The sequence below is a fragment of the Thioclava sp. F28-4 genome, assembly GCF_002020045.1.
In the GTDB taxonomy this organism is placed as follows: Bacteria; Pseudomonadota; Alphaproteobacteria; order Rhodobacterales; family Rhodobacteraceae; genus Thioclava; species Thioclava sediminum.
This window is the reverse complement of the sequence record NZ_MPZQ01000006.1, coordinates 287,571-297,984: the sequence shown is the minus strand read 5'-3', so window position 1 is coordinate 297,984 and position 10,414 is coordinate 287,571. Positions and strand designations below refer to the sequence as shown.

Below are 10,414 nucleotides of genomic sequence, written 5' to 3'. Positions count from 1 at the left end.
GTGAGGCCAAAAAGAACCGGAAGCGCTTACTTTGTAGCGCAGCCCGCCCTCAAACCTCAGTAGTGTTCGTTGCCGTCTGTGTCAGCGTCGCTGGCCCTTCCGGCGCCCCGCTGCGGTGTGTGCCGCTTCGGTGAGGCGGTATTTACGGATCACTCCGCGGAGTCGCAAGTGCCTTTTTCGAAAAACTGTCACTTTTCTCGAAAGAACAACGCAACTCACTGAAATCGCTGCGCTTTCAACACCACCGCAAATGCACCCAATTCACACCAAACCACCGCAGGGAAGAATCTTGCGCAAATCACCCACCCCCGCGAAACCTCCTGAGGACCATGCCCCAAGGGCAGCAAACCAAACCAACCGAGTCACCAGCGAAACGTACGGAATCGAACAGCCATCAATGCGATGAATACGCCAAGCCAGAGCCACCCCTCGCTGGAAATCACCTTCATCTGCCAGAGGTAGTGAATCACGCCGAGCGCCACCGCCGGGTAAACCAGCATGTGAACCCGCCGCCAGTTTTTCCCCAACTTGCGGATCGAGGCGTTGTTCGACGTCACCGCCAAGGGGATCAGCAGCACAAAAGCCGTAATGCCGAAGAAGAGGTAGGGGCGCTTGATGAGATCCGCCGCGGCTTGTGCCCAGAGCATCCCCATATCCAGCACCACCCAGGCGATCAGGTGCAGCGCCACATAGAAGAAGGCCAGCAAGCCCACCGCGCGGCGATACTTGATCAGGTTAATGCCGAGGAATCGGCGCGCCGGTGTGATGGCCAGCCCGCCGATCAGGAACCACAGGGCAATCTTGCCCAGCCGATGCTCGATCGCTTTCACGGGATCGACGCCGATCCCGCCGGACAGCGTGAGCCAGACCACCCATGCCAGCGGTATCAGCCCCGCCAGATAGACGACCCAGCTGGGCACGCGCCGCAGTGCGGTGTTGATCGGGCCGGAGAGGGTTGCGCTGATCATCAGTAATACTTCGCGAGATCCATGCCTTTATAGAGCTGCGCGACCTCGTCTCCGTAGCCGTTGAACATCAGCGTCTCCTGACGGCCTGCAAAGAGGCCCGCGCCCACGCGACGTTCGGTGGCCTGCGACCAGCGCGGGTGATCCACTTTCGGGTTCACATTGGCATAGAAGCCGTATTCGCGCGGCTGCAGCTGGTTCCACGTCGTCGGCGGCTGCTTGTCGGTCAGCGAGATCTTCACGATGCTCTTGATCGATTTGAAGCCGTATTTCCACGGCACGATCAGACGGACCGGCGCGCCGTTCTGGTTCGGCATCTCTTCGTCATAGAGACCGGTCGCCAGAATGGTCAGCGGATTCATCGCCTCGTCGATGCGCAGCCCCTCGACATAGGGCCAGTCGATACCGCCCTGTTTCTGCCCCGGCATCTGCTCGGGACGGTAGAGCGTCTGGAAGGCCACGTATTTTGCGGACGGCTGCACGCCCACACGATTCAGAAGGCTGGACAGCTCGAAGCCGATCCACGGCACGACCATCGACCACGCCTCCACACAGCGGAAGCGGTAGATGCGCTGTTCGAGCGTCACGGGCTTGAGGATATCGTCGAGCGGATAGGAGCCGGGCTTGTCGACCATGCCGTCGATCTCGATCGACCACGGGTCGGTGACCAGTTGATCGGCGTATTTCGCCGGGTCCGACTTGTCCCAGCCGAATTCGTAGAAGTTGTTGTAGGAGGTAATCTCCTTGAGCGTGTTCGGCTTGGCGTCGGTCGAGAATTTCGAGGGCTTGGCGTCGATGCTGGCAAAGCTCGGCCCGGCGATCGAACCGAGCGCCATCGCGCCTGCGCCGGCCATGATCTGGCGGCGGTTCAGGAAGTCGGCCTTGGGCGTCACATCGGCCCAGCTCGGGTCGGTCGGTCTCGTCTTGCGCATGGAATTCTCCTCTCTGCCCCTACATATGGGGCGGTGCCCGTCGCTTACACTTCGGATCTTACAGCGACATTGTTACCTCTAGGCACGTAGAAAAATACGCGCCAGTATCGAGACTGGATCAACGGACGGCGCAAAGTCGTCCGATCGGGAGACAAGGGAGAGAGAGATGAAACGCTTCATCGGCGCCGCACTCGCGGCGGTCATCACAGTGGGGGCGAGCGCGGCAACGGCCGAGGACGCCCATACCTGGACCACCGAAGACACCTTCGACAACGTCACCTTCGCAGTGCAGAACGCAATCATCGGCGCGGGGCTCGTGGTGGATCACGTCAGCCATACCGGCGACATGCTGGAGCGCACGAAAGACGCGGTCGGCAGCACCAAGACGCTGTTCACCGGCGCGGACGTGTTCTCCTTCTGCTCGGCGCAGACGTCGCGCGAGGTGATGGAGGCGGATATCGCCAACGTCCAGTACTGCCCCTACACGATCTTCGTCTACCAGACGCCCGAGGACACGGATCACGTGACGGTGGGCTTCCGCTCCTATGACGAAGAGTCGATGCAGCCGGTCACCGATATGCTGACCGGGATCGTCAAAGACGCGCTGATGATCGACTGACGGATGTATAGCTCGCGTGCGCACCCGCGCGCGCGAGCTTTGCAGCTCAGCTCGCGCCGCGCTCGGCCCGGGCCTCCAGCTGGCTTTTACGCACATGGCGGATCACCTCGACCAGCAGCGCGGTCAGAAGCCCCACATTCAGCAGCCCGTTCGCCGCCGCCATCCCGCCAAGGATGCGCCATTGATGCGAAAGCAGGATGTCGCCGTATCCCAGCGTGGTGAAGCTCACGAGCGAGAAGTAGACCGACTCCTCCATCGTCGGGAACACGTCGAGGATGCGGAAGCAAAAGGCCCAGAGCCAGACGCCCGCGGTGACCATCGCCAAGGCCCAGAGGGCGGCGACGACGACCATAAGCATCAACTTCGGTCGGTGCGGTTCACGCAACATCCACCAGTGCAGCCGCGAGAATGTCACCTCGATCGCCCAGGCGCTGAGCGCGGCGATGCACACGGTCAATAGCATCATCACCGAACCGATGGCGATCTGAATGATCATGGGCGTTTCCTCCTGCCCTAGCTATTTCGCGCCACCGCACGGGCGTCAAGCGCAGCGGTGCCGCACTGGACAGAGCCGCTTGCCTGCCCTATCTCGATGCGACTATGGCAAAGCATTCAGACCCCAATTCCAAGCTGATCGCCGAGAACCGGCAGGCCCGTTATCACTACGCCGTCGAGGACACGCTCGAGGCGGGCATCGTGCTGCAAGGCTCCGAGGTGAAATCGATGCGCGTCGGGCAGACGAACATCGCCGAGAGCTACGCCTCGGTGGAGGATGCCGAATTGTGGCTGATCAACTCCTATATCGCGAGCCTGAACCAAGCCTCGCATTTCGGCCACGAGGAGCGGCGCAAGCGCAAGCTTCTGGTCTCCAAGCGAGAGCTGGCGCGCCTGTGGAACGCCACCCAGCGCGAGGGCATGACCATCGTGCCGCTGAAGATGTACTTCAACGAGAAGGGCATCGCGAAGGTCCTGATCGGGATCGCCAAGGGCAAGAAGCAGGCCGATAAGCGCGAAACTGAGGCGAAACGCGACTGGAACCGCCAGAAACAGCGCCTTCTGAAGCAGAATTACTAGGGGCATGGGGCGGATTTACCCGCCCTGCCCTTGCGTCTTGCGCGCCGCTGAGTCTAAGCAATCCCGACCGGCAAAAGAGGCGCATGACGATGGATGACCCGAAAACGCTCGTATCGACGGATTGGCTTGCTGCCCATCTGAAGGACCCCGACCTGCGCATTCTGGACGCTTCGTGGTTCCTGCCGCAAATGGAGCGGGATGCGAAGGCGACTTACGACGCCAAGCACATTCCCGGCGCGCGCTTCTTCGATATCGACGATATCGCCGACAATCGCTCGGACCTGCCGCATATGGCGCCGCCGCCCGAGAAGTTCATCTCGCGGATGCGCGCGATGGGCGTGGGCGACGGCCATCAGGTCGTGATCTACGATCAGCACTCGATCTTCTCCGCGCCGCGCGTCTGGTGGACCTTCCGCCTGATGGGCAAGACGGATGTGGCGGTGCTCGATGGCGGTTTGCCGAAATGGGAGGCCGAAGGCCGCCCGCTCGAAGACATGCCGCCGATGGTGCGCGACCGTCACATGACGGTGCAACGCCACCCCGGTCTGGTGAAGGACGTCACGCAGGTCGCCCATGCCAGCAAGCTCGGCGATCACGAAATCATCGACGCGCGCCCGAATGAGCGCTTCCTCGGCAACGGCACCGAGCCGCGCCCGGGGCTGCGTTCGGGTCATATCCCCGGATCGCGCAACCTGCCCTTCGGCGAACTGCTGACCCCCGAGGGCACCTTCAAATCCCCAGAAGAGATCAAGGCCCTGTTCGAGGCCGCCGGCGTCGACCTGTCGAAGCCCGCGATCACGACCTGCGGCTCCGGTGTCAGCGCCGCGATCCTGTCGCTCGCGCTGGAGATCATCGGCAAGTCCGACTGGTCGCTCTATGACGGGTCCTGGTCGGAATGGGGCATGTATAACGACCTCAAGGTCGCAACGGGAGAAGCATGATGCTGAACAATCTCAAGCCGCAGGCGCCGGACAAAATCCTTGCGCTGATGGAAGAATACCGTGCCGATGAGCGCGACCAGAAGGTCGATCTCGGCGTTGGCGTCTACAAGAACGCCGAAGGCGAAACCCCGATCATGCGCGCCATCCACAAGGCGGAAAAGCAGGTCTGGGATCAGGAAACCACAAAGAAATACGCGGGCCTCGCAGGCCAGCCGGAATTCCACGCAGCGATGGCCGAGATGGTTCTGGGTAAGGGCTACCCGGCCGATCGTCTGGCGTGCCTCTCGACCGTGGGCGGCACCGGCGCCTGCCGCATGGGTTTCGAGCTTGCCCGCATGGCGAACCCCGGCACCAAGATCTGGGCCTCCGATCCGACCTGGCCGAACCACCTCTCGATCCTGAAATTCATGGATCAGGACTTCACCACCTATCGCTATTTCGACTCCGAGACCCGCTCGGTCGATTTCGACGCGATGATGGAAGACCTGAAGGGTGCCAAGGAAGGCGACATCGTGCTGCTGCACGGCTGCTGCCACAACCCGACCGGCGCGAACCTGACGCTCGAGCAATGGGGCAAGGTTGCGGACCTTCTGAAAGAGACCGGCGCCGTGCCGATGATCGACCTTGCCTATCAGGGCTTCGGGGACGGTCTGGAAGCGGATGCGGCAGGCACCCGCCTGATCGCCGAGCGTCTGCCGGAAGTGCTGATCGCGGCGTCCTGCTCGAAGAACTTCGGCATCTATCGCGAGCGCACCGGCTGCCTGATGGTTCTGGGTTCGGAAGAGACCAAGAAGACCGTTCAGGGCAACCTCGCCTATCTCAACCGTCAGACCTACTCCTTCCCGCCCTATCACGGGCAGGCGCTGGTCACCCGCGTGCTCACCGATCCCGAGCTGCGCGCCGATTGGGAAGCCGAGCTGGAAGAGGTTCGCACCGGAATGCTGGAACTGCGTCAGCAACTCGCCGACGAGCTGCGCAAGCTGTCCAATTCCGACCGCTTCGACTTCGTGGCAGAGCACCGCGGCATGTTCTCGCGTCTTGGTGCGACGCCCGAGCAGGTCGCTGCGATGAAGGCAGGCAACGCGATCTACATGGTCGGCGACTCGCGTATCAACATCGCGGGCCTTAACAAAAACAGCGTGCCGCTTCTGGCCCGCGCGCTGATCGACGCTGGCGTCTAAACGCCTCCGACAACACGAAAATTCGAAACGGCGGTCCATTCGGGCCGCCGTTTTTCGTGGCGGATTTTTCCGCATTGCGCCCTTGAAATAATAAGCAGGCTCATAATATAGAGGCTTACTTTAATTTCAACGGAGCCACGGATGCCCGATCAGAGCCTAGGTTTTCTCCTGCACGACGCGACGCGGTTGATCCGCCGTCGCTTCGAAGCACGCGCCAACGAGTTCGGCCTGACGACCGCGCAATGGCGGCTGCTCGTCTACCTCAAGAAGGAGGGCGCGCTGGCGCAGGCCCGGCTGGCCGAGTTGCTCGAAATCGAACCGATTTCGGTCTCGCGCCTCGTCGACCGCATGGAAGAAGCCGACTGGGTCTGCCGCAAAGCTGATCCGAACGATCGACGCGTCAAGCTCGTGCATCCCTCGGCCAAGGCACGCAACGCCTTCGAGGATGCGCGCTCCATCGCGGATGACATCTACGAACAGGCGCTGGCCGGGCTGAGCGATGACGAAGTCGCGACCGCATTGAACACCCTGCGGGCGATCATCCGTAACCTCTCCGAAGACACCTCCTCCACGTCAGAGACAAATCATGAGTGACCAGAATTCGACCGCCGAGAGCGCGGCAAACCAATCGAAACAGAAACAGAAGAAGGGGCCGAAATTCTGGCTCCTTATTCTCGTGCCTGCCCTCATCGTGCTGGGCGGCGCGTGGTACTGGCTGAGCGCCGGTGGCTCGCAAAGCACCGAGAACGCCAACTATCAGATGGCGAGAATCCCCGTCGCCTCGCAAATCTCGGGCCGTGTGACCGAAGTGTTCGTGCATGACAACGAGCATGTGAAAAAAGGCGCGCCGCTGTTCGAGCTCGACAAGAAGCCCTACGAGCTGGCGCTGGCCAAGGCCGAGGCCGCACTGTCGCAGGCTCGCCTTCAGGTCGAACAGCTTCGCGCCTCCTACAAGGCCGCGCTCGCCGATGAGAAACAGGCAGCCGATAACGCGGCGTATCAGAAAAAACAGCTCGACCGTCAGGAAAAGCTGATCAAATCCGGCACCACGACGCAGCAGGCGCTCGACCAGCAGCGCACGGCGACGCAAGCCGCGCAGAACACGCTGGCCGCGGCCAAGCAGAAAGTGGCGTCGGCCAAGGTTGCGCTCAACGGCAATCCCGAGATTCAGGTGGACGAGCACCCTTCGGTGAAATCGGCGATCGCGGCGGTCAATGACGCCAAGTACAACCTCTCGCAGACCGAGGTCGATGCGCCCACCGATGGCATCATCTACCAGGCCTCCTCGTTCAAAGCGGGCGAGATGGTCGGCGCCGGTGCCAGCCTCTTCACGCTGGTCGATACCAGCGACGTCTGGGTGATCGCGAACTTCAAGGAAACCGCGCTGACCCATATGCAAGCGGGCCAGTCGGCCACAGTCGAATTCGACGCCTTCCCGGATCGCGAATATCACGCGACGGTCGACGCGGTCGGCGCGGGCACCGGGGCCGAGTTCTCGATCCTCCCGGCACAGAACGCGACCGGCAACTGGGTGAAAGTAACCCAGCGTGTTCCGGTGCGCCTGCGTCTCGACGAAGGCGCGAACCTCGAAGGCCTGCGCGCAGGTCTCTCGGCCAGCGTCACCGTCGATACCGCCTCGCAGCCGCGCTACAAGCGCATCCTCGACAAGGCGAACAGCTCGGCCGCCGTTGCTGGCACGACCGATCAGGGGCAGTAAGTCATGGCCGAGGCCGCAGACAAACAACCCAAGGGGATCGACCCGCATAACGTGCCGCATCGCGCGCTGATCATGGCGTCGCTGATGCTGGCCGTGATCATGCAGGTGCTCGACACCACGATTGCGAACGTGGCCCTGCCGGACATGCGCGCCGACCTTGGCGCGTCGCGCGATACGATCAACTGGGTGCTGACTTCCTATATCGTCGCTGCAGCCATCGTGACCCCGCTGTCGGGGTGGCTCGCCAACCGTTTTGGGCGGCGCGAGATCTTCATGGTCGCGGTGATTGGCTTCGTCGTCTTCTCGATGCTCTGCGGGATCGCGTGGTCGCTCGACGTGATGGTGATCTTCCGCCTCATGCAGGGCGTATTCGGCGCGGCCATCGTGCCGCTCGCGCAGAACTTCATGCTCGACATCAACCCGCGCGAGAAGCACGGGCAGGCGATGGCGATGTTCGGTGCGGGCATCATGCTCGGCCCGATCATCGGCCCGACGCTGGGCGGCTATCTGACCGAGGTGATCAACTGGCGCTGGGTGTTCTACATCAACGTGCCGCTCGGGATGATCGCCATCGCGGGCTCTGCTTTCTTCCTGCCCGAGACCCCCAAGAAGAAGATCGGCTTCGACTTCTTCGGCTTCGCGGCGCTGGCGGTGGCCATCGGATCGCTGCAGATGATGCTCGACCGCGGGTCCGATCTCGACTGGTTCGCCTCGCGCGAGATTTGGATTGAGGCCGCGCTCGCGATCAGCGGGTTCTGGGTCTTCCTGGTGTGGATTCTCAGCGCGAAGAAGCCCTTCCTCGAGCCGAAGATGTTCCTCGACCGCAACCTCTCTATGGGGCTGCTGTTCATCTTCGTGATCGGGATCATCCTGCTCGCCTCGCTGGCGCTGCTGCCGCCGATGCTGTCGAATATCTTCGACTATCCGACGCTCACGACGGGCCTGGTGATGTCACCACGCGGCGTGGGGGCAATGATCATGATGCTGCTAATCGGGCGGTTGGTGAAGGTCATCGACCTGCGCATCCTCGTGGTGGTCGGGCTGTCCTTCACGGCCTATTCGCTGCACATCATGTCGACCTTCTCGCCGCAGATGGGGCCGAAATGGATCATCATCTCGGGCGTGATTCAGGGCTTCGGACTGGGCTCGGTCTTCGTGCCGATCTCGACGCTGGCCTTCGCCACGCTCGCCCCGGAATATCGCGGCGACGGCACGGCGCTGTTCTCGCTTCTGCGCAATATCGGCTCGTCCATCGGGATCTCCATCGTGACCGCGCTGCTGACCCACAATATCGCGGTGAACCACTCCGAGATCGTCTCGGCGATCAATCCGCAGAACCTCTCGAGCGTGATGAACGGCGCGAGCGGCATGTCGCGAGAGGCGGCGCTCACGGTGCTCAACAACCTCGCGACGCAGCAGGCGGCGATGATCTCTTATGTGGACGATTTCAAGTTCATGATGTGGGTCACGCTGGCGGCGATCCCGCTCGTCTTCTTCCTGCGCAAGCCGGATTACCAGAACAGCGGCGGAGGCCAGAAACAACAAGGCGCTCCGGTCACCGAGTAAGTAGACATCAGATGCAATGAAAAGGCCCGGGATCGCTCCCGGGCCTTTCGCTTTGTCTTGGATGCGGCGTCTTAGTTGACGAACTCGGGATAGGCTTCCATGCCGAGTTCCGCCTTGTCGAGACCCATCATCTCGTCCTCGGCCGGGGCGCGGATGCCCATGACGGCTTTGAGGATGAACCAGATGATTGCCGAGACCACGAAGACGAAGATACCGACGATGATGATCGAGACGATCTGGCCGTAGAAGGTACCGTCCGGGTTGGTGATCGGAACAGCCAGCGTGCCCCAGATACCAGCGCCGAGGTGGACCGGGATAGCGCCCACGACGTCGTCGATCTTCAGCTTGTCGAGCATCGGAACCAGCAGGACCACGATGATACCGCCGATCGCGCCGATGATGGTCGCTGCACCGAGGCTCGGGGTCAGCGGCTCAGCCGTGATCGACACGAGGCCAGCCAGAGCGCCGTTGAGAACCATGGTCAGATCCGGCTTCTTGTAGAGGATCTGGGTCAGGATCAGCGCTGCGATCGCGCCACCGGCGGCTGCCGTGTTGGTGTTGGCGAAGATGCGCGAGATATCGGCGACGTTGCCCACGGTGTTCATGTAGAGCTGCGAACCGCCGTTGAAGCCGAACCAGCCGAGCCACAGGATGAAGGTACCGAGCGTAGCGAGCGTCAGGTTCGAACCGGGCATAGCCTGGACCTTGCCGTCCTTATACTTACCGATACGCGGGCCGAGGATCAGAGCGCCTGCGAGAGCTGCCCAGCCACCGACCGAGTGCACGACGGTCGAGCCAGCGAAGTCGAGGAAGCCGAAATCGGCGTCCAGGAAGCCACCGCCCCATTTCCACGAAGCCTGGATCGGGTAGATGAAGCCCGTCAGGATCACGGTGAAGATCAGGAACGGCCACAGCTTGATGCGCTCGGCCAGGGTGCCCGAAACGATCGACGCGGTGGTGGCGCAGAACATCAGCTGGAAGAAGAAGTCCGAACCGACCGAAGCATAGGTCAGGTCGACCGAATCCGCGCCGACGCCAACGGGTTCGAGCGAGGTGGTCGAGAAGGCACCGAGCACGCCGTTGATCGACCAGCCGTCGCCCGGGTACATCAGGTTGTAGCCGATCAGGTAGTACATGATCGCCGCGATCGCGAAGAGCGCGATGTTCTTCAGCGACTGCATGGTCACGTTCTTCGAACGCACGAGGCCAGCCTCGAGCATCGAGAAGCCCGCGCCCATCCACATCACCAGGAAGCCGGTGACGAGGAACATGAAGGTGTTCAGGATGAAGCCGATCTCATTGGCCGGCGGATCGACCGGGGCGGCGTCTTGCGCCAGCGCCGGCAGGGCCACCGCGGTCATCGCAACCGCAAGGCCAGTGATTTTCGAAAGCTTGTTCATTTTCCTACTTTCCCCCTGT

The 10,414-nt window shown here is 62.0% G+C and carries 11 protein-coding genes; 7 read left to right on the top strand and 4 right to left on the bottom strand.

The genetic code is table 11. The features are described from left to right. Window positions 1–362: 362 nt before the first annotated feature. Entirely contained in the window at window positions 363–968 is a 606-nt protein-coding gene (gene msrQ / locus BMI87_RS14900) for a protein-methionine-sulfoxide reductase heme-binding subunit MsrQ (protein WP_078522397.1), read from the bottom strand. Beyond that, entirely contained in the window at window positions 968–1,897 is a 930-nt protein-coding gene (gene msrP, locus BMI87_RS14895) for a protein-methionine-sulfoxide reductase catalytic subunit MsrP (RefSeq protein ID WP_078522396.1), read from the bottom strand. The genes msrQ and msrP overlap by 1 nt, the downstream gene beginning before the upstream one ends. Before the next feature lie 166 nt (window positions 1,898–2,063). Between msrP and BMI87_RS14890 the strand changes: the two genes are divergently transcribed. Then, window positions 2,064–2,516 carry a DUF302 domain-containing protein gene (locus BMI87_RS14890; RefSeq protein WP_078522395.1) on the top strand — a complete coding sequence of 151 codons (453 nt, stop codon included), beginning with the start codon at window positions 2,064–2,066 and terminating at the stop codon, window positions 2,514–2,516. A gap of 46 nt (window positions 2,517–2,562) precedes the next feature. On the opposite strand, the gene BMI87_RS14885 is transcribed toward BMI87_RS14890, so the two are convergent. Beyond that, window positions 2,563–3,012 carry an ion channel gene (locus tag BMI87_RS14885; protein ID WP_078522394.1) on the bottom strand — a complete coding sequence of 150 codons (450 nt, stop codon included), beginning with the start codon at window positions 3,010–3,012 and terminating at the stop codon, window positions 2,563–2,565. Window positions 3,013–3,116: 104 nt separating this feature from the next. Between BMI87_RS14885 and smpB the strand changes: the two genes are divergently transcribed. The 6 genes from smpB (at window position 3,117) to BMI87_RS14855 (ending at window position 8,995) form a co-directional block, all read left to right on the top strand. Beyond that, the gene (gene smpB, locus BMI87_RS14880) at window positions 3,117–3,590 is read left to right on the top strand and encodes an SsrA-binding protein SmpB (RefSeq protein ID WP_078522393.1); all 474 of its coding nucleotides are present in this window, start codon (window positions 3,117–3,119) and stop codon (window positions 3,588–3,590) included. An 89-nt stretch (window positions 3,591–3,679) separates the two neighbouring features. After that, window positions 3,680–4,531, top strand: a complete 852-nt coding sequence (gene sseA, locus BMI87_RS14875) for a 3-mercaptopyruvate sulfurtransferase (RefSeq protein WP_078522417.1) — start codon at window positions 3,680–3,682, stop codon at window positions 4,529–4,531. Next, window positions 4,531–5,712, top strand: coding sequence for an amino acid aminotransferase (locus BMI87_RS14870; RefSeq protein ID WP_078522392.1), 1,182 nt, complete (start codon window positions 4,531–4,533; stop codon window positions 5,710–5,712). The genes sseA and BMI87_RS14870 overlap by 1 nt, the downstream gene beginning before the upstream one ends. Window positions 5,713–5,853: 141 nt before the next feature. Next, window positions 5,854–6,306: a MarR family winged helix-turn-helix transcriptional regulator gene (locus BMI87_RS14865; protein WP_078522391.1), complete on the top strand. Its 453-nt coding sequence runs from the start codon at window positions 5,854–5,856 to the stop codon at window positions 6,304–6,306. Continuing rightward, on the top strand, window positions 6,299–7,429 hold the full coding sequence (locus BMI87_RS14860) for an HlyD family secretion protein (protein ID WP_078522390.1): 1,131 nt from the start codon (window positions 6,299–6,301) through the stop codon (window positions 7,427–7,429). Before BMI87_RS14865 ends, BMI87_RS14860 begins: the two co-directional genes overlap by 8 nt. A gap of 3 nt (window positions 7,430–7,432) precedes the next feature. Next, a complete protein-coding gene (locus tag BMI87_RS14855) occupies window positions 7,433–8,995 on the top strand; it encodes a DHA2 family efflux MFS transporter permease subunit (protein WP_078522389.1) in 1,563 nt (520 codons plus the stop codon). 71 nt (window positions 8,996–9,066) lie between these two features. On the opposite strand, the gene BMI87_RS14850 is transcribed toward BMI87_RS14855, so the two are convergent. Then, window positions 9,067–10,395, bottom strand: a complete 1,329-nt coding sequence (locus BMI87_RS14850; protein ID WP_172976213.1) for an ammonium transporter — start codon at window positions 10,393–10,395, stop codon at window positions 9,067–9,069. Window positions 10,396–10,414: the final 19 nt, after the last annotated feature.

Excerpts from the sequence above, each read along its gene's own strand:
- smpB (WP_078522393.1), top strand. The coding sequence starts at position 3,117 with ATGGCAAAGCATTCAGACCCCAATTCCAAGCTGATCGCCGAGAACCGG.
- BMI87_RS14870 (WP_078522392.1), top strand. The coding sequence starts at position 4,531 with ATGCTGAACAATCTCAAGCCGCAGGCGCCGGACAAAATCCTTGCGCTG.
- sseA (WP_078522417.1), top strand. The coding sequence starts at position 3,680 with ATGGATGACCCGAAAACGCTCGTATCGACGGATTGGCTTGCTGCCCAT.
- msrQ (WP_078522397.1), bottom strand. The coding sequence starts at position 968 with ATGATCAGCGCAACCCTCTCCGGCCCGATCAACACCGCACTGCGGCGC.
- BMI87_RS14855 (WP_078522389.1), top strand. The coding sequence starts at position 7,433 with ATGGCCGAGGCCGCAGACAAACAACCCAAGGGGATCGACCCGCATAAC.
- BMI87_RS14850 (WP_172976213.1), bottom strand. The coding sequence starts at position 10,395 with ATGAACAAGCTTTCGAAAATCACTGGCCTTGCGGTTGCGATGACCGCG.
- BMI87_RS14885 (WP_078522394.1), bottom strand. The coding sequence starts at position 3,012 with ATGATCATTCAGATCGCCATCGGTTCGGTGATGATGCTATTGACCGTG.
- msrP (WP_078522396.1), bottom strand. The coding sequence starts at position 1,897 with ATGCGCAAGACGAGACCGACCGACCCGAGCTGGGCCGATGTGACGCCC.
- BMI87_RS14890 (WP_078522395.1), top strand. The coding sequence starts at position 2,064 with ATGAAACGCTTCATCGGCGCCGCACTCGCGGCGGTCATCACAGTGGGG.
- BMI87_RS14865 (WP_078522391.1), top strand. The coding sequence starts at position 5,854 with ATGCCCGATCAGAGCCTAGGTTTTCTCCTGCACGACGCGACGCGGTTG.
- BMI87_RS14860 (WP_078522390.1), top strand. The coding sequence starts at position 6,299 with ATGAGTGACCAGAATTCGACCGCCGAGAGCGCGGCAAACCAATCGAAA.